Here is a 17,500-nt window from a genome sequence, read left to right on the forward strand (position 1 = left end):
TCATCTGACCAAATACCATGGTGGTCTTGGACATGACGCCCGACTCGGTCATCTCGTGGTAGAGGTCGTTCCCCTCGCGCGTGCGCTCGCCCACGCCGGCGAAGACGGAGAAGCCACCGTGCTCCGCCGCGGTGTTGCGGATCAGCTCCTGGATGATGACGGTCTTACCGACCCCGGCGCCGCCGAACACGCCCACCTTCCCGCCCTTTCGAAAGGGGGCGATGAGGTCGATGACCTTGATTCCCGTCTCGAAGATCTGCGGCGTCACCTCTTGCTCCTCGAGGGACGGCGCGGGACGGTGGATCGGATAGGAAACGCTGGTGTCCACGGGCCCCTTGAGGTCGATCGGCTCGCCGAGGACGTTGAAGATCCGGCCGAGGGTCTCGGGCCCCACGGGGACCGAGATCGGGCCGCCGGTGTCGACCGCTTGCACGCCGCGACTGAGACCGTCGGTGGCGGACATCGCGACCGTGCGCACCCAGTTGTTGCCGAGGTGCTGCTGGACCTCCACGACGAGCTTCTCGTCTCCATCGCGCGGGATCTCGACCGCGCTGTAGATATCGGGCAGCTCATCCGCGGGGAACTCGATGTCCACCACGGGGCCGATGATCTGCACGACCGATCCGACGGTTCCTTTGGGCATGTGCCGTTTCCTCCTGAGTTAGCCCGCCTGCGCCAGCGCTTCGGCAGCGCCGGCGATCTCGGTGATCTCCTTCGTGATGGCCGCCTGGCGCGCCTTGTTGTACGTCAGGGTGAGGCCCTGGACCAGCTCCTGCGCGTTGTCGGTCGCGTTGCGCATCGCCACCATCTGGGCGCTGTGGGCGCTCGCCGCCGTCTCGAGCAGGTACAGATAGAGCTGCGTCTCCACGTAGCGCGGGAGGAGCGCCGCCAGCACCTCGTCCGGGTTCGGCTCGATGATGAAATCGACGGGCGTTCCGTGCTCCTCGGGCCGCTGGACCGGCAGCAGACGCACCACCTGCGGCTGCTGCACAAGGGTCGAGACAAATTTTGGATAGATCACCTCGACCGCGTCCACGGCCTCGGACGCGTAGGCGTCGATGACGACGCGCGCCACGGGAATGATGTGGTCATACTCGGCGCGATCGGTCATGCCGATGAAGGTGGCCGCGAGGTGGCGTCCCCGGCGCGTAAAGAAGTCCTGCCCCTTGCGCCCGACCGTGATCAGCTCTGGCTCGACGGGGCGGGCGAGGACCTCCTCCGTCGCCCGACGCAGGACGTTGCTGTTGAGCGGGCCGGAGAGGCCGCGGTCCGACGTGAATACCACGTACGCGGTCTTGCGCTCGGGGCGGACGCGCAGGAGCGGATGGACCGCCGGCGAGTCCGTGCGCTGCTGGGCCAGCTCGCCCAGCATGACGCGCGCCGCCTCGGAGTACGGACGCGCGGCCAGCACGCGAAGCTGCGCCCGCCGCATGCGCGACGCGGCCACCATTTGCATGGCGCGCGTGATCTGCGAGATGTTCCGGACGCTGCGGATGCGTCGGCGAATGTCGCGAAGGCTGGCCACTCCCTCTCCTCTCTAACGCTGGCGAAGTGCGCTCACCCGACAAACGTTTTCTGGTATTCCGCGATGGCCGCTCGAAGCTGCTCCACGGTCTGGTCGGAGAGCTGCTTCTCGGCGGTGATCGTTTCGCCGATCTGCGGGTGGCTGCTTTCCATGAAGCTGTGGAACCCGTCCTCCCACGCGCGGACGCGATCGACGGGCACCTCGTCCAGGATGCCGTTCGTGACGGCCCAGAGGATCATGACCTGCTGGGACAAGGGGACGGGCTTGTACTGCGGCTGCTTCAGCACCTCCTGGATGCGGAGCCCGCGCTCGAGCTGGGCGCGCGTGGCGCGGTCCAGGTCCGATCCGAACTGCGCGAAGGCGGCCAGCGCGCGGAACTGGGCGAGGTCCAGCCGCAGCTTGCCCGCCACCTGGCGCATGGCCCGCGTCTGGGCCGCGCCGCCCACGCGGGACACGGAGATGCCGACGTTCAAGGCGGGCCGAATGCCCGCGTTGAAAAGGTCCGACTCCAGATAGATCTGGCCATCGGTGATGGAGATCACGTTGGTCGGGATGTAGGCCGACACGTCGTTCGCCTGCGTCTCGATGATGGGGAGCGCCGTGAGCGAGCCGCCGCCATTCTCCGGGCGCAGCTTCGCGGCGCGCTCCAGAAGCCGGGAGTGGAGGTAGAAGACGTCGCCCGGGTAGGCCTCGCGGCCGGGCGGGCGCCGGAGGAGGAGCGAGACCTGGCGGTAAGCCCAGGCATGCTTGGAGAGATCGTCGTAAACGATAAGCGCCTCGCGGCCGCTCTCCATGAACTCCTCGCCGATGGCGCAGCCGGCATAGGGGGCGAGGTACTGCATGGGGGCCGGGTCGGCGGCGGTGGCCGCGACCACCACCGTGTGCTCCATGGCGCCGTGGCGGTCCAGCACGTCCACGATCTCCGCCACCTGGGCGCGCTTCTGCCCGATGGCGACGTAGATGCAGAGGAGGTCGCCGCCCTTCTGGTTGATGATCGTGTCCAGGGCGATGGCCGTCTTGCCCGTCTGCCGGTCGCCGATGATCAGCTCGCGCTGGCCGCGCCCGATGGGGATCATCGAGTCGAGCGCCTTGATGCCCGTCTGCACCGGCGTGTTGACGGACTGGCGGAAGATGACGCTGGGCGCGATGCGCTCCACGGGGCGCGTGCTGCTCGTGGCGATGGGGCCGCGTCCGTCGATGGGCTGGCCGAGCACGTCGACCACGCGGCCGATGAGGGCATCGCCCACGGGCACCTCGATGACGCGGCCCGTGCTGCGCACCTCATCGCCCTCGGAGATGTCCGTGTAGGGACCGAGGATGATGGCGCCGACCGTGTCCTCTTCCAGATTGAGGGCGAGGCCCATGACGCCATTGCTGAACTCCAGCAGCTCACTGGACATCACGTTGGACAGGCCCCAGATGCGCGCGATGCCGTCGCCCACCTCTGTCACGGTGCCGACATTCGTGGCTTGGATGGCCTGGTCGAAGCCTTCGATTTGTTTGCGCAGGATCGCGCTGATCTCGTCTGATGACCGAACCGCCATCATCTCCTCCAATGTCCCTGGGCCCGGGCCAGTCGGCCGTTCGGGTTAATTATTCCTGTCGGCGGTCACGCGCTTCGGAGCTGCTTCCGCAGCGTCTCCAGCCGGCCGCGCACGCTGGCGTCGATGAGCTGGTCGCCCACGCGCGCCACGACCCCGCCGATGATCTCCGGATCGACGGAGAAGCGCGTCTCCACCGGGCGGCCCAGATAGCGCGCGAGCCAGCCCTCGACGTATTGCTGATCCGGCGCCGCCAGCGGTACCGCGGAGGTGACGTCGGCGAGGGCGATGCCCTTCTGCGCGCGGGCCAGATCGGCGAACGCCTCGGCCAGCTCCGGCAGCTTGTCGACCCGTTTGCGCTCCAGCAGGATGGTGAGGAGCGAGCCGACCTCGCGGCTGAGGGGGCCGGCCACCGACTCCAGCGCCTCCTGCTTCTGGCGGATGGCCACGCCGGGGCTGCCGAGCACGCGCGCGACCGCCGGGTCCGCCACCACGGCGGCGAGCCGCCGCAGCTCGTCCGCCCAGGCGTCGATGGTGCCCCGCTCGCGCGCGATAGAGAAGAGCGCGACGGCGTAGCGCCCGGCGGGCCCACCATGCCGCGCCATGCTACTGCATCACCTCTGCGGGCTGGCGCGCGTCCTTCCCTCCCCCCGTGCGGGGGAGGGTCAGGGAGGGGGGCGCGCAGCGAAGACGGACGCTGTCATGCTGAGCGCAGCGAAGCATCTCTCGGGCGCGAGATCCTTCGGGCTTCGCCCTCAGGATGACGGGCTCGCCGCGCACCCTGCGGTCGCGTGTCAGGGAGGGGGGCGCGTCCTTCCCTCCCCCCGTGCGGTCGCGCGTCAGGGCGGGGGGCGCGTCCTTCCCTCCCCCCGTGCGGGGGAGGGTCAGGGAGGGGGGTGCAATCACCATCAGCAACCTACCCCTGCCGCGCATTGCCGTCGCCCGCCGTCGCCAGAAACTGCTGGATCAACTCCCGATGGGCGGCGTCGTCTAGCGATCGACGCACCACGTGCCCCGCCGCCAGCACCGCCAGGTCCGCGATCTGCTGGCGCAGCTCCTGGAACGCCTGGTCGCGCTCGCGCGCCAGGTCCGCCCGGGCCCGCTCCACGATGTGCTCCGCCTCCTGCTGCGCCGCCTGGCGCGACTCCGACAGGATGCGCTCCGAGTTGCGGTTCGCCTGGGCCAGGATCTCCTGGCTCTCGCGGCGGGCCGTATCCAGGATCGAGCGCGACTCCTGCTCGAGGCGCGCCGTCTCCGCCCGGACGGACTCCGCCTGGGCCATGCTGTCGCGGATGCGGGCGGCGCGCTGGTCCAGCATGTTCAGCACGGGCCGATAGAGGAAGCGCTGCAGCACCCAGAGGAGGATCAGGAAGTTGACCGTGTGCCAGACCACGGCCGTGATGTTGATCCCCAGGGAGTTCAGGATGTCCATGGGATCGCGCTCCTACGCGTGGATCTTGCCGAACAGCAGGAATGCGATGACGAGCGCGTAGATGGCGACCGCCTCGGCGAAGGCGATGCCGATGATCATCGGCAGCAGCACCGTGCCGCTCGCCTCGGGGTTGCGGCCGATGGCCTCCATCGCTTTGCTGCCGAGGATGCCGATCCCGATCCCCGGGCCGATGGCCCCCAGGCCGATCGCCAGTCCCGCCGCCAGAGGGGTGATGTCCGTGGGCATGAACTCCTCCAATCTCCGTTTCGTGAGCCTGAGTGTAGTCTCGCCCCGATGCCTCGGGGCTCTCAGAACCGCTTACTCGTGATGCGCCTCGTGTCCGTGCGCCGTCGCCAGGGATAGGAACGCCAGCGTGAGGATCGCGAAGATCAGCGCCTGAATGATGCCGACGCCCAGCTCCACCCCCATGAAGACGGCCGGCACGCCGATGGGCACGAGCTGGAGCATCACCTCGACGAGGATGAACCCCGCCAGAATGTTGCCGAAGAGCCGCAGGGCCAGCGAGACCGGGCGCGCGATCTCCGAGATGCCCTCCAGGATGGGGATGGGCCAGATGAACTTGAGGAAGTAACCCTTCACGTCGGCGCGCAGACCCGTGACCTGGACCCACACGAACACGATGAGCGCCATGGCGGCGGTGATGCTGAGGTCGCTATTGGGCGTGCGGAGGATGGCCGTCTCGCCGATGTGGAACGTGCCGATGCCGGGCAGGATGCCCAGCCAGTTGGAGAACCAGATGTAGAGAAACAGGGTGGCCACCAGAGGCAGGAAGCGGCGCGCGTTGGGCCCGGCCGCCTGCTCGCCCAGGGAGAGGATCAGCTCCACGACCGCCTCCGCGGCGTTCTGCAGGCCCGAGGGGATGAGCTGCATGCGGCGCGTGGCCGCGGCCGCGAGGAGGATGAGCAGGATGATGGCCACCCACGAGGTGAGGAGCGTGTTGGTAACGATGAGGCCACCAATGGTGAAGAGCACCTGGGGCTGGATGGGGACTTCGATCTCCACCGGTTGGCCTTTACTCCTTCCCGCGGCGGGTCAAGTACTGGACCATCTGCGCCGTGCTGACCACGCCGGCGGTGAGCCCAAGAAACGCCCCGAGCATGGTGAAAACGGGAACCTCATGCCCGAGGCGTTCATCGACGAGGTGGCCGGCGAAGAGCCCGACGAGCACCGCGGTTGCGAAGGCGATGCCCAGCTCAGTCGCAAAGGCGACGGCCTGCCAGATCGTCAGGTTCCGCACGGGTGCCCCGCCACCTCCTGCAGGAACCACGGGAGTATAGCACAACGCCCGCGACGCCTACGGGGGCGGGCGCACCCCTCCCCGCACCCCTTCCCCCCTTGTGGGGGAAGAGCCTGCCCTGAGTGTGCCGAAGGGTTGGGATGGGGGGTGAGTCCGGGCCCTCGCTGCAACAGAGATATGATGACGGCCGGAGGGGCTAAAGTTGGAGATTCGATACGATCCGGATGCAGATGTCTTGTTCGTGGTCATCCGGGACGCGCCGCCCGTCGACGTCTGTTGAAGAACCGGTGGCGTCATCTTGAGTTACGGTGAGGATGGCGAGCCGGTGTCTGTGGAGTTTCTGAACGCCTCCAGGCGATCCCTCGTGAAGGACGGCGCAGTGAGCGTGACGTTGAAGGGCGTGGCGTAGATCCAGCGCCATACAATGGGACCATGGCAGCACCAAGCAGGCGCATCAAAATCCAAGGGGCGGGCCCGACGGCCGCTGGAGGAAAGCCGCCCGTGGGGGACGTGCGCGTCGAGGTAGACGTTCAGAACACTGGCGATTTGATCTTGGTGGAAGGCGGGGCCCTCCGACAAGATGAGGTGCGGAGCGAGCACGTCCGCATGGTGGCCGACAGTGGTGCGATCATGCTGGCCCTGCCCCAGGAGCTCGTCGAACGGCTTGGCCTTCGGGAGCGGCGGAAAGCGGTTGTCGTCTATGCGGACGGACGGAAAGAGGAGCTGCCGATTGCCGGTCCGGTCACCGTACGCGTCGGCGAGCGCGAGATGGTCACCGAATGTCTCGTTCTGCCCCCAAACGCTGAGCCTCTGCTTGGACAGATCCCCCTCGAGGCGATGGACCTGCTGGTCGATTGCAGCCAGCAGCGCCTCGTCCCCCGGCCGGAGTCTCCATACCTCCCGCTCATCGCCCTTCGGTAAGGGCCGCTTCAGCGGCTGAGAGACGACGCGAACGCAACCCCACGGACGCAGCGGATCCGCCCACCGAAGCCGGGGAAACCGCGCGAAATCGCCAAGCCCTGCAGCCAGGATTCAGGCGGCCACCTCGACGATCACACACGTCGGGGGCTCGTGCTCTTCAGGAATCGGACGGCCGAGCTCCTTCAGCGATTCGAGGTATCCTTCGATGGCTTCGCGCGCGTTCGCGATCGCCTCGGCCATCGAATCGCCCTGGGTGTTGCAGCCTGGCAGGGCCGGCACGCGAACGGTGTAGCCGCCCTCGACGGGGTCTGGCGTGAGAACGATGCGATAGCGCCTCATCGGAGCTCCCTCAGCTGATCGACTGAAATCCCAGCGTCCTTCAGAATGTCGTGAACCAAGCCGAGCTTAAGCGTTCTGCCTACATGTATTGGCCCGACCACGAGACCTGGTTTTGAATCATGCGCGAAAAACTGGTGCGACCCATGCTGCCTGAGAAGTCGCCATCCATCCCGCTCCAAGGCGGAGGCTCCTTCCCCCCGTGCGGGGGAAGGGTGGGATGGGGGGTGAGGCTCCTTGCTCGCCGACCAATCAGGCGTCGCGCGCGACGACGAGCGCCCACACGCCCGCCGCGCCGGCCCGGACCAATGGCGCGGCGCACGCCTCCAGCGTCGCGCCCGTGGTGCAGACGTCGTCCACCAGGAGCACGCGCCGGTCCACGACCGACGCCGGATCGCGCACGGCGAAGGCACCGGCGAGGTTCAGCCAGCGCTCGCCGGACGAGAGGCGCGTTTGCTGGGGCGTCTCGCGCGTGCGGACCAGGAGCGCCGCGTCGAGCGGCCACCCCTGGGATGCGGCGAGCGGGCGCGCCAGCAGCTCCGCCTGGTTGAACCCGCGCTGCGCCAGGCGCGCGGGGCTGAGTGGGACCGGCGCGACCACGTCGACGGCGAGCGGGCGGCGCGCGAGGCCCGGCTCGAGCGCGGCCACGAGGAAGGGGGCCAGCCGCGTGCGCGACCGGTACTTGAAGGCGAGAATCGCCGCGCGGATGGTGCCCTGGTAGGGGTGCGCGGCGATGACGGCCCGCAGGTGGCCGAGGCGCCGGCCGCACGATCCGCATGGCCGCCCGCCCGGTGAGTGGGCGCTGCAGCGGGGGCACGTGTGCGCGCCGAGGGGCCGGAGGGCGGCGACGCAGGCGTCGCACACGTCGGCGCCGCGCCGGCCGCACCCGACGCATCGGGGCGGCAGCAGAACGTCGAGGGCGACCTGCCACCACGGATCGCGGGTGACGGGCGATCCGGCCTGGGGTGGCCACGGCCTTGGTTCCACCCTTTGACGGCCGCTCATTGCGGGCACAGTGGAGTGCAGGCAGAGCAACGGACTCGGAATGGTAGCTCGGCGAGCAACGGCGAGCCCTCAGCTGCATCATTCTGGAAATTTGTAATCGTTTTCCATCGTCTACGTGACAAATCGGCGTCGTGGGAGGAGTGGTGATCCACGGGCAAAGGGTTGTGGTGGTGCTTCCGAGTTACAACGCCGAGCGAACCCCTTACCGGGTCGTTGCCGGTCTGCCAAGGGACATCGCCGAGGACATCGTCCTGGTGGACGATAAGAGCCTTGGCAATATGGTTGCGCTCCGCGATCGCTCGGACTCGAAACGATCGCACATGAGTAGAATTCTGGCCAGGGCGGGAGTCAGAAGACGTGCTATGCAGAGGCCCTTGCGCGAGGGGCCCATCTCGCCGTCAAGTTACACCCCGACCACAAGACTTGCCGCTCGTTGAGGCTATGGGACGCAGTTCGGCGCTTTTGGTTCTCAAGGAGCTCCAAGAGGCGTGCCATGAACCCCACACACGAGGCGCAGCGCGGAGCGCGCTTGAGCCCCTCAGCGAGTGCCTCGGCAGTCACAGCCCGCGACCTTCGATTTGCCTGCGCAAGAATGCGCTTCGCGAGTACGGATTGTCGAACATGTCCACGCGCAGTGGCTCGTCAGCTTCACACGGACGGACGAGGTGGTCCCCGTCGATGAGCTCCCGGCATGACAGCTGGCCGCGCTGCAGTGGAATTGCTAGATAGTAGTCGTCACCGCCGAGGATGTGTCCAGCAGGGAGATCTCGTTTCGCGTACACGCCCCGGACGAGGCTATCCAGATAACGGACCTCTTTCTCGGGTGTCGGCGCCTTAACGTCGCCGTTTGCTCCGCACATTTCCCGCGCCTTCTTGAACGCGGTGAACCAGGTGTCGATCTGCTCTGGCAACGAGCAGTATGGGGACACTTCGTGGTCATCCGAGTCGATGTCGATATGGCGTTCGAACGTTCGTGCGCCCTTTGCATATGCCATCATGATCGACGACGTCCAGTCGTGATATTCGTGGGTCGAAAAGCCAATGACATGACCCGGGTACCGTTTCTTCAGAAAATCAATTTGGTTGAGCTGAAGCTCGTTGTCTTCTGTTGGGTAAATTGACACACAATGGTTAATCGCCAGCGGGATGCTGCGATTTTCGAAAAACGTGACCATGTCGTCGATGTCTTTCACGGAATGCCCGCCTACAGAGACGATGACGGGCTTCTTGGTGGTAGCGATCTTCTCGAGCAACACCCAATCGGTGACGTCGGAGCTTCCCACCTTGATAATCTGAATTCCTAGCTGTACGCAAAGGTCCACGGATGCTTCGTCGAATGGCGTTGCCATGCGTAGACATCCATATCGGCGTATCGCCTCGACGAGAGTCGCAAAATCCTGCTTGCACATCCGAGTGTCGAGTGTTTTTTTGATGTATCGCACGTCTGTCCTGTGCAAGAAGTCCTTATGGATGAAGGAATCTACATCGCGAAACTGGAGTTTAATCGCTGCCTTGACGCCGTGATAGCGAACGATGGTTGAAAAGTCCTTGATAATCTTTAACCCACGATTAACGTCCCCCCAATGGTTGTTGGCGAGCTCAAGAACGAACAGTTCATCGAATAAGTCCGACGCTACCGGCATAAGTCCTCCTGAGTGTCCTCGTGGGGTAATTGTGAACGGCAGTCATTGCGCCCTAGAACCAGGTCGACGAGGTCCGGATAGGTGCAAATCATCCTCACCGGCGGATCTAGGCTCGTGAGCCTTGCACTCCCGTAGCCCCACGGCACGCCGAGAAATCCGGATCCGACCGAATAAGCCGCCTCTAAATCATCGATGGAGTCTCCTACTAGGAGCGCGCGGGCCGGCGTGAGAGCATGCGCATCAAGGAGGTATTGAACCGCTTCCCGCTTACTGAGGAAGGGAGGCTGGGCGGAATCGCGGGTCAAAACGTCCTCGACGTAGGCCGACAGGCCGAGGCGGTGCAGAATGCGCACCGTCGGCATTCTCCGCTTATTCGTTGCGACGTACTGCGCGATATTGGCCTGGTGAAGAGCAAAGAGCGCTTCCGTAGCGCCATCGAATAGCCTTGATTGCATCCAGCCCTCAGAATCGTAGTACTCACGGAATCTGGCCTCTACCTCCCGCCGCTCCAGTTGGCCGATGCCAGGTATGAGCGCCTCAACGGCCTCGGCGAGTGGCATCGAAAGGGCGGGGTGGTGGCGCAGATCTGTCGGGAGCTGGGCCCTTCCACCACAGGCAAAAACCAGCGAAGAGCAGATGCCCGGCGCCGAGTCGACCAGCGTTCCGTCGAGATCGAAGATGACCGCGTCGATCTGGCCAGCTAGCGCTACACCTTCGTGCGCAAAACTGACACTAGACCAGCGTCGCATTACGCTCCCGCCGCGGAAATTCCTCTGCGGGCGCAATTTTTACATTTGTTGCACCGAAGCCGCAATGAATAATGCGAGGAGACGGAGTAATTCCGGTCACTCTTGTAACGTGACTGCCGTCTCACGCTGAGTGCGTACTCGTTCTGCGCTACGCCTCGTCGCCTTCGAGAGGGACCAACATGTTTTCGCGCAACTCGTCGCGGTCGAGGAATGGTGCGAGGTCTTCGAGGGGCGACGACACAATGCGTCCGTCTGGTAGCTCACGCGATGTGAGTTTCGGCTCGAACTGTTGATCGGGGTCTAGCATCACCTCGCAGAGGTATGGCCCGTCGGAAGCGAGCGCCTTTCCGATCTGACGGACGAAATCCGGCCCGGATACGCGCGCTGCTGGGATGCCGTATGCCGTCCCTACCTTGACCATGTCTGGGAATGAGACGCCGCTCGCTGGGCTCTCGCCAACCGGGTTGTCGGCGAAGAAGTTCATTTGTGTGGATCGGATCGACAGGTAGCCGTTATTGTTGATGATGAAAATCTTGATGGGTAGCCGATGGTGCACGATGGTTTGCAGCTCTTGGATATTGAGCTGAGAGCTGCCGTCGCCCGCAAGGCAGATCACGCGGCGGTGGGGGTCAGCGATGGAGGCCCCGACCGCCGCGGGGAGATCGTAGCCCATAGCCGCGGCGCCCGAGTTTGCGATTAGCCGTTGCCCGCGCTTCACGCAGGCTGCCTGAAAGGGGACCACGCTCGCCGTCCCATCCCCGCAGACGATCACGTCTTCGGGGCCGAGCGCGGAGAACAAAACCTCGCAGAAGCGGTAGGGATTGATCAAGTGCCCGGTAGACCGGTGGCGATCCAGTACGACCGGATACCGTTTCACGCGATCGCGGCACCAGCGCAGCCATTGCGCGTGTCGTTCGCGGTCATAGTTCGCCCGGTTGAGAGTTTCCATTAGGCTGTTCAGGAATGCCCCGACGTCGCTCATTACGGCCATGTCCGGGCGCACCGTTGGTTTGGAAAGCTCCGCCGGGTCGATGTCGACCTGGATTTTGAATGCGTTGCGAGCGAACGAGCTCCAGTTGTAGCTCACTTGGCGGATGTTCAGTCGCGACCCGAGAATGAGGAGGACGTCGGAGTTCTGAACGACAAAATTGCCGGGGCGGTCTCCGACAGTTCCAGGGCGCCCGCAGAACAGAGGATGGTCCGTCGGGAGCAGATCTGGCGCGGTCCATGCGAGCGTAACCGGCACGCCCAATCGCCGCGCTACTTCCTCAAAAAGGTCGACCGCACCAGCGAGCCGCACGCCGCTGCCGGCGAGAATGACCGGCCGCTCCGCGGCCTGAAGGCGTTCTAGCACTGTCTCGCAGGTCCCAGCGAGGTTCAGCGCGACGGGACCCTGCGGGACGGGCTTGTCAGTCTCCAAGGTTGCCTCATCTACGAGGCTGGACTGCACGTCGATGGGAATGTCCAACCAGCACGGGCCAGGCCGCCCGGACTTTGCGAGCTCGAGCGCCTTGTCGAGGTGAAATCCGATGGATTCTGGCTCTCGAACGAGGGCCGCATACTTCGTGATGGGCGTGGCCAAGGCAACGATGTCGACCTCCTGGTCGCCCAGTTGGCGCAGGCCTGGAAGGTTGTAGAAGGCCATGCAGGTCTCGCGTTTGACCTGACCGGAGATGACCAGCATGGGGATGGAGTCGGTCCACGCCCCGAAAACGCCGGTGAGCGCATTGACGCCGCCTGGCCCCGTCGTGACGCTCACGACTCCAATCTGCCCGGACACGCGCGCATACGCCTCAGCGGCAATGGCGCACGCTTGCTCATGATGGTTGCAGACGTACGAGATCCGCTTCTCGCGCCCTAGCGCGTCGTTCAAGAACATCGCACCGCCACCTGTAATCATGAAGACGTGGCGCACGCCTCGGTCGGCCACCGTTTTCCAGACGTAGTCGGCTACCCGCATCGTCATTCTGTGCCCCCTTCGTCTGCTTCGCTCACTTGTCGTGCAGCAGGAGTTCCGGGTCAACCAGGCTCTTCCGGCCTGCGTACCAGTCATAGAGCTCCCTGATCGCCGCGTCGATGGGCGTGAAGGCCAGTCCTGGCAGCTCCTCGTGCAGCCGCGCATTGTCCCCGCTATATTCGGGGTCCATTCCAGAAGCGAGGATCTTGATTGGCGGGTGATCCTCAGCAATGGCAGCCACGCGCCGGGCAAGGTCGAGCAGTTCATACGTCTCGTCTGACGTCACGTTATAGGCAGAGCGCGACGGTGTGGCCGTGAGGAAATGCTCGACCACACGGACGAGGTCGTCTATGTACACGTAGTCCATGCGACGGTTGCGCTTTATCGTCACGGGCAGATGATGCAGGACCTTGCAGATTGCGTTAGATATGAAACGGATCTCCCAATCTTCATGCTTCCCAAAGACCCCAAACGGCCGTAGCTCCACGGCATTCGGCATTTTGGCAAGGTACTTTGCGCAGATGTACTTGGAGTACCCAGTCTCGTCCTGGGGAACGTGCTTGTCGAAGTATTCCTCTGGCATCCTCGGCTTGTAATGGCGGATGTCGTACACGGCGCCAGTGCTGAGGAAGATGAATCGCGTGGATTCTCCCGTGCACCCCGCAAGGTTGAAAAACATGCGTGTGTTGGCGTCTAGCAGTCCGGTCGGATCTTTCGCGTTTCGGTGGCCAGGCTTCGTAGCGCAGTGAACGATTGCGTCAACGGGGTGGCTTCGTACGAAGCGACGAACGCCAACGTCGTCGAGGAGATCAAGTTGGGAGTGGCTGGGCGCGAGGATTTCCCATCTTTCGGAAAGTTGCTCGACGAGGTTGCGCCCGATAAATCCCGAGCCGCCGGTGATGAGAACGGCCATCAGTGTGGCCCGGGAACTGAATAACGGCGCGACGCTAATGGTCTCAACGCTCGAAGAACGCGCGAAAGCGATCGAGCATGAAGTCGACCATCTCGTCGGTGATACCCGGATAGACCCCGACGAAGAATGTATCGCGCATGACGCGGTCTGAGTTCTCCAGCGTGCCGGCGACGCGATGCGCAATGGCTCGGTAGCCCGGCTGCCGGAGGATATTGCCGGCAAAGACCAGGCGCGTCTCGATGTTCGCGTTCTCGAGCCACTGGACGAGGTCGTCCCTCCGTGTCGTGCCCCGGACCGTAATGGGAAAGCCGAACCACGCGGGGTTCGCCTTGGCATGCCACGTTGGGAGGAATATGCGGTCTGCGTAACGCTGGAGGCCGTTGTACAACCGTCGGAAATTGTGTCGCCGACGTTCGACGAAGGCTGGTAGCTTGTCGATCTGTGCGGCGCCGATGGCCGCCTGCATCTCTGTTGGTTTGAGGTTGAAGCCAACCGCGCTGTAGATGTACTTGTGGTCGTACCCTGGCGGCAACTCGCCAAGGCACCAGCCGAACCGCTTGGCGCACGTGTTCGACTCCCCGGGCGCGCACCAACAATCGCGCCCCCAGTCGCGGATAGACCGCACCGGCTGGGTCAAGAATTGGCGATTGACGATCACTCCACCACCCTCCCCCATCGTGATGTGGTGGGCGGGATAGAAGCTGAGAGTCCCGAGATCTCCAAAGGTGCCAACTGGCCGACCGTCAAACGTCGATCCGAGCGCGTCGCACGTGTCCTCCATCAGCCAAAGGTGGTGGCGTGCCGCAATGTCGCACACGGCATCGAGATCGAACGGGTTGCCCAGGGTATGGGGGAGGACGATCGCGCGCGTTCTCGGAGAGATGGCGTCCTCAATCCGATTCGCGTCGGCGTTGTACGTGCCGAGTTCGCAATCGACGAAGACGGGAACGAGGCCATTTTGCAGGATTGGTGCCAGCGTGGTGGGAAACGTGACGGCCGGCGTGATCACTTCGTCGCCAGGTTCGAGATGGTTGGCGACGAGAGGCGAAGCGAGAGTTGACACCCCAACCAGATTCGCCGACGAGCCCGAGTTGACGAGGGCGAAGTCGCGGCAGCCCAGGAACCGCTTCATCTTGCTTTCGAATAGGTCGCCATACGATCCAAGGGTCAGCCAAAAGTCGAGCATGCTGTCGGCGAGGTTCAACATCTCGGCCGCGTCGAAATGACGTCCGGCGTAGTTCACGCGACTCTCGAAGGGAATGAAGCCCCTGGGCTTATGGACAAGCTCGTAGTAGCGTTCCACGCGCTCGAAGATCTCATCACGGAGCCGGCTCGCTTCGGCATCGACGCTCGCCCGTACGATCCCTGTAAATGTGTCTGCTCGCCATTGACGGCGAAGCCGCTTGGTGGCCTCGGTCAACTGCATTGGAACAGTCCCGAGAGTGCTCTGCACAAGCGAGGCGTCCAGGAAACCGCGGGGCGTGCCGTCGACGCCGCCGGCTTCGACGGCATCGGGGTCGAGCGCGATCGTGCGCGCGACGACACGGCCAAAGTCGCACTGGCTCAGGATCTCCGACCCCGCCAGATGGATCGTCCCGCGGAATTCGGACTGCGCAAGGCGCAGCGTCGCCTCCGCGACGTAGTCCACCAAGGTGGGCTGAACTCGGGCAGAAGATGGTAGAGAGACGCTGCCGCCGCTCCGGAGGTGGCGCTCGATGATCTGCACCATATCCTGGGCGGTCCTGTCCCAGCCAAACAGGTCGCTGGTACGCACAATGATATGGTCGCTAATCTCGGCGCGAACTCGCGCCTCGGCCTCTGCCTTCATCGTGCCATGCGCTGTGCAAGGTTTTGGCTCATCGCCTTCTTGATGTAGGGCGTCGTCGGAAAAAACGTCAGGCGAGGAGTAGAGGACGAGCAGAGCATGGAAGCGCCGTGCCGCCCGGGCCACGTTCAACGCGCCGTCGACGATCGCGCCCCGCGCATCCTCGTCTTGGGTGGTCACCTGCGCCCGCCGCGTGGCGGGGACGTCCGACGTGAGAAGGATGACGTCCGGCTTGAAGTCGGCAGCAGCCTTGTCAAGGGCCTCGGGGGATCGAACATCGACCCGCATGAGCTGCGGCGCTGCTCTCGAGTAGTACGTGGCGCAAACGTCGACTCCGTGTCCCGAGAGTACTCGAACGAGACAGCGCCCGAGTTGTCCGGATCCGCCGATCACGAGTGCCTTCACGGTTCTGGCTCCGCTGATGTTGTGCTCGTTCCATGGCGGCGGAGCGTCCTCGAACCATCCCGTGTCGCAAAATAGGCGCGATACCACTCCACAGTTCGGGCCAGTCCGTCGTCGAGCGTGAAGCAAGGGCGCCATCCCAAGATCTCGCGGGCCAGTCGCGCGTCTAGGTATTGATGTGGTATCTCGTTCGACGCCTCATTCAGGACGATGGGCTGGAGATCGCTTCTGCCAGCGGTCTCGAGGACGCGGAGGGTGAGGTCCATCACACTCATTGGCTGCTCACAGGAGAAGTTGAAAGCCATGCCCCCGAGCGACGGGTCGTCCGCAAGCTTCTCTACGAGGGCGATGTACGCGGTCGCGGCATCCTCGACGTAGATGTAGTCGCGCGTGAACGTGCCATCGGAGCGAATGATAGGGCGCTCCCCGCGCAGCGCGGAACGAATCGTCCCAGGCACGATGCGATTGAAGTTGAGGTCGCCGCCACCATAGAAGTTCCCGCATCGTGTTACGACCACAGGGAGCCCGTAGGTTGCCGCATAGGCGAGCGCGATCAAGTCAGCGCAGCTCTTGGACACGTCATAGGGGTGTCGGCCGCGCAGCGGAAAGTCCTCCTGGTAAGGGAGGACATCGTGGCCGCCGTAGGCCTTGTCGCTGGATGCGACCACGATCTGGCGCACAGTCGACACGCGCCGACAAGCCTCGAGGAGATTCCAGGTTCCGCGTATGTTCGCTTCGAACGTGGAGATCGGGTCGCGGTTCGCGATGCCGACGATGGTCTGGGCGGCGAGATGAAAGACGGTCTGGACCTCGTATTCGTTCAGTGTGCGCTCGAGGCAGCTACGATCCTCGACCTCGCCGCGGACGACTGCGACCCGGTCCTGGAGTCCGGTCGAGTAAAACCTGCTGTGGGGAACGACGTCGCGCACGAGGCCTATCTCGTTCGCGCCCAGCGAGACGAGTCGCTCGGAAAGCCAGCTCCCGAGCAGTCCCGTGCATCCGGTGACCAGGACGTTGCGGTCGCGCCACAAATCAGATCGGGTCAACGCGGCAGCACCGTGCACGTTGGGATTACCAGATTTTCCACGGGGCATCACCGCGGGCCCAATCGTCGTTGAGCGCCTGAAGATCTCGAAGGGTGTCCACGCACTGCCAGTAACCGCGATGCCGAAAGACCGCGAGCTGGCCCTCTTCCGCGAGGCGAACGAGGGGCCCCTGCTCGAGCACGCAGGAGTCGCCGTCGAGATAGCGAGTGATGCGACGATCGAAGACGAAGAATCCGCCGTTGATCCATGCTTCGCTGCCCACAGGTTTTTCGCTGAACTCCCGCACGAGCTGCTTTGTGTCGTCCAGCTCAATGCGCCCGAAGCGGGGGGACGGCTGGACCGCGGTTACCGTGGCGAGCCGGCCGTGGGACCGATGAAACGCGACGAGGGCATTGATATTAACGTCGGCGACGCCGTCGCCGTACGTCGCGAGGAAGGTGTCGTCGTCGACGTAGCGGAGGGCGCGCTGGATGCGGCCGCCGGTCATCGTCGCCTGGCCGGTTTCGGCCAGCGTGACCCGCCAGTTGTGCTCGTCGTGGGTACGGTCGTGGCGGATGATCTCTTTCGTCCCAAGGTCGACGGTCACGTCGCAGTTCAACACATCGTACTCAAGAAAATACCGCCGAATATGGTCTCCCTTGTACCCGAGGCAGAGGACAAACTCGTTGAAGCCGTAGTGGCTATAGATCTTCATGATGTGCCACAGCATCGGCCGCTCGCCGACGGTAACCATGGGCTTAGGCATGAACTCGGTTTCCTCGCGGAGGCGCGTTCCCATGCCGCCGCATAGGATGACGACTTTCATCGAAATAAGTCCGGTACACCGATTGCTGCGAAATGTGCAGGCCAAAGTATATCCATCTGTGATCTACCTGACGTTGGAGTTGCAGCCTGGCAAGTATGGTGGGAATAATTCACATCCCTCCGGCTCGGCGCGCCGGGGAAAG

19 protein-coding genes are annotated in these 17,500 nt (G+C 64.2%); 1 reads left to right on the forward strand and 18 read right to left on the reverse strand.

The window, feature by feature from the left end:
• The 8 genes from VFC51_02700 to VFC51_02735 form a co-directional block, all read right to left on the reverse strand.
• Positions 1-643, reverse strand: a 643-nt coding sequence (locus VFC51_02700) for a F0F1 ATP synthase subunit beta (protein HZT05910.1), incomplete at its 3' end; no start/stop codon positions are given.
• An 18-nt stretch (positions 644-661) separates the two neighbouring features.
• A complete protein-coding gene (atpG, locus tag VFC51_02705) occupies positions 662-1,525 on the reverse strand; it encodes an ATP synthase F1 subunit gamma (GenBank protein HZT05911.1) in 864 nt (287 codons plus the stop codon).
• 32 nt (positions 1,526-1,557) lie between these two features.
• Positions 1,558-3,069 (reverse strand): F0F1 ATP synthase subunit alpha, encoded by a 1,512-nt coding sequence (gene atpA / locus VFC51_02710; protein HZT05912.1) that lies wholly within the window; start codon positions 3,067-3,069, stop codon positions 1,558-1,560.
• A 65-nt stretch (positions 3,070-3,134) separates the two neighbouring features.
• The gene (gene atpH / locus VFC51_02715; GenBank protein HZT05913.1) at positions 3,135-3,671 is read right to left on the reverse strand and encodes an ATP synthase F1 subunit delta; all 537 of its coding nucleotides are present in this window, start codon (positions 3,669-3,671) and stop codon (positions 3,135-3,137) included.
• Between the two features lie 311 nt (positions 3,672-3,982).
• Positions 3,983-4,498 carry a F0F1 ATP synthase subunit B gene (gene atpF / locus VFC51_02720; GenBank protein HZT05914.1) on the reverse strand — a complete coding sequence of 172 codons (516 nt, stop codon included), beginning with the start codon at positions 4,496-4,498 and terminating at the stop codon, positions 3,983-3,985.
• Positions 4,499-4,510: 12 nt separating this feature from the next.
• Positions 4,511-4,744, reverse strand: a complete 234-nt coding sequence (atpE, locus tag VFC51_02725) for an ATP synthase F0 subunit C (protein ID HZT05915.1) — start codon at positions 4,742-4,744, stop codon at positions 4,511-4,513.
• A 72-nt stretch (positions 4,745-4,816) separates the two neighbouring features.
• On the reverse strand, positions 4,817-5,521 hold the full coding sequence (atpB, locus tag VFC51_02730) for a F0F1 ATP synthase subunit A (protein HZT05916.1): 705 nt from the start codon (positions 5,519-5,521) through the stop codon (positions 4,817-4,819).
• Between the two features lie 10 nt (positions 5,522-5,531).
• The gene (locus VFC51_02735; GenBank protein ID HZT05917.1) at positions 5,532-5,756 is read right to left on the reverse strand and encodes an AtpZ/AtpI family protein; all 225 of its coding nucleotides are present in this window, start codon (positions 5,754-5,756) and stop codon (positions 5,532-5,534) included.
• A gap of 501 nt (positions 5,757-6,257) precedes the next feature.
• Between VFC51_02735 and VFC51_02740 the strand changes: the two genes are divergently transcribed.
• The gene (locus tag VFC51_02740; GenBank protein ID HZT05918.1) at positions 6,258-6,677 is read left to right on the forward strand and encodes a retroviral-like aspartic protease family protein; all 420 of its coding nucleotides are present in this window, start codon (positions 6,258-6,260) and stop codon (positions 6,675-6,677) included.
• 111 nt (positions 6,678-6,788) lie between these two features.
• Here the strand turns inward: VFC51_02740 and VFC51_02745 are convergent, their stop codons facing one another.
• The 10 genes from VFC51_02745 to rfbF all read right to left on the reverse strand — a co-directional run bounded on the left by VFC51_02745 (position 6,789) and on the right by rfbF (position 17,358).
• Positions 6,789-7,016 (reverse strand): type II toxin-antitoxin system HicB family antitoxin, encoded by a 228-nt coding sequence (locus VFC51_02745; GenBank protein ID HZT05919.1) that lies wholly within the window; start codon positions 7,014-7,016, stop codon positions 6,789-6,791.
• Positions 7,013-7,195, reverse strand: a complete 183-nt coding sequence (locus VFC51_02750; GenBank protein HZT05920.1) for a type II toxin-antitoxin system HicA family toxin — start codon at positions 7,193-7,195, stop codon at positions 7,013-7,015. Before VFC51_02750 ends, VFC51_02745 begins: the two co-directional genes overlap by 4 nt.
• A gap of 70 nt (positions 7,196-7,265) precedes the next feature.
• Complete coding sequence (locus tag VFC51_02755; protein ID HZT05921.1) at positions 7,266-8,000, reverse strand: ComF family protein; 735 nt, start codon at positions 7,998-8,000, stop codon at positions 7,266-7,268.
• A gap of 575 nt (positions 8,001-8,575) precedes the next feature.
• Positions 8,576-9,661 (reverse strand): N-acetylneuraminate synthase family protein, encoded by a 1,086-nt coding sequence (locus VFC51_02760; GenBank protein HZT05922.1) that lies wholly within the window; start codon positions 9,659-9,661, stop codon positions 8,576-8,578.
• Positions 9,652-10,410 (reverse strand): HAD family hydrolase, encoded by a 759-nt coding sequence (locus tag VFC51_02765; GenBank protein HZT05923.1) that lies wholly within the window; start codon positions 10,408-10,410, stop codon positions 9,652-9,654. The genes VFC51_02760 and VFC51_02765 overlap by 10 nt, the downstream gene beginning before the upstream one ends.
• Before the next feature lie 148 nt (positions 10,411-10,558).
• Entirely contained in the window at positions 10,559-12,376 is a 1,818-nt protein-coding gene (locus tag VFC51_02770; protein ID HZT05924.1) for a thiamine pyrophosphate-binding protein, read from the reverse strand.
• A gap of 25 nt (positions 12,377-12,401) precedes the next feature.
• Positions 12,402-13,280 carry an NAD(P)-dependent oxidoreductase gene (locus tag VFC51_02775; protein HZT05925.1) on the reverse strand — a complete coding sequence of 293 codons (879 nt, stop codon included), beginning with the start codon at positions 13,278-13,280 and terminating at the stop codon, positions 12,402-12,404.
• Positions 13,281-13,323: 43 nt separating this feature from the next.
• Positions 13,324-15,510 (reverse strand): lipopolysaccharide biosynthesis protein RfbH, encoded by a 2,187-nt coding sequence (gene rfbH, locus VFC51_02780; GenBank protein HZT05926.1) that lies wholly within the window; start codon positions 15,508-15,510, stop codon positions 13,324-13,326.
• A complete protein-coding gene (locus VFC51_02785; GenBank protein HZT05927.1) occupies positions 15,507-16,553 on the reverse strand; it encodes an NAD-dependent epimerase/dehydratase family protein in 1,047 nt (348 codons plus the stop codon). Before VFC51_02785 ends, rfbH begins: the two co-directional genes overlap by 4 nt.
• Positions 16,554-16,578: 25 nt before the next feature.
• On the reverse strand, positions 16,579-17,358 hold the full coding sequence (gene rfbF, locus VFC51_02790; GenBank protein HZT05928.1) for a glucose-1-phosphate cytidylyltransferase: 780 nt from the start codon (positions 17,356-17,358) through the stop codon (positions 16,579-16,581).
• Between the last annotated feature and the right edge of the window lie 142 nt (positions 17,359-17,500).

The organism is Chloroflexota bacterium, assembly GCA_035652535.1.
In the GTDB taxonomy this organism is placed as follows: Bacteria; Chloroflexota; UBA6077; order UBA6077; family SHYK01; genus DASRDP01.

Coding starts and splice junctions, on each gene's coding strand:
- atpA (HZT05912.1), bottom strand. CDS start 3,069: ATGGCGGTTCGGTCATCAGACGAGATCAGCGCGATCCTGCGCAAACAA.
- atpH (HZT05913.1), bottom strand. CDS start 3,671: ATGGCGCGGCATGGTGGGCCCGCCGGGCGCTACGCCGTCGCGCTCTTC.
- atpF (HZT05914.1), bottom strand. CDS start 4,498: ATGGACATCCTGAACTCCCTGGGGATCAACATCACGGCCGTGGTCTGG.
- atpE (HZT05915.1), bottom strand. CDS start 4,744: ATGCCCACGGACATCACCCCTCTGGCGGCGGGACTGGCGATCGGCCTG.
- VFC51_02745 (HZT05919.1), bottom strand. CDS start 7,016: ATGAGGCGCTATCGCATCGTTCTCACGCCAGACCCCGTCGAGGGCGGC.
- VFC51_02760 (HZT05922.1), bottom strand. CDS start 9,661: ATGCCGGTAGCGTCGGACTTATTCGATGAACTGTTCGTTCTTGAGCTC.
- VFC51_02765 (HZT05923.1), bottom strand. CDS start 10,410: ATGCGACGCTGGTCTAGTGTCAGTTTTGCGCACGAAGGTGTAGCGCTA.
- VFC51_02770 (HZT05924.1), bottom strand. CDS start 12,376: ATGACGATGCGGGTAGCCGACTACGTCTGGAAAACGGTGGCCGACCGA.
- VFC51_02775 (HZT05925.1), bottom strand. CDS start 13,280: ATGGCCGTTCTCATCACCGGCGGCTCGGGATTTATCGGGCGCAACCTC.
- rfbF (HZT05928.1), bottom strand. CDS start 17,358: ATGAAAGTCGTCATCCTATGCGGCGGCATGGGAACGCGCCTCCGCGAG.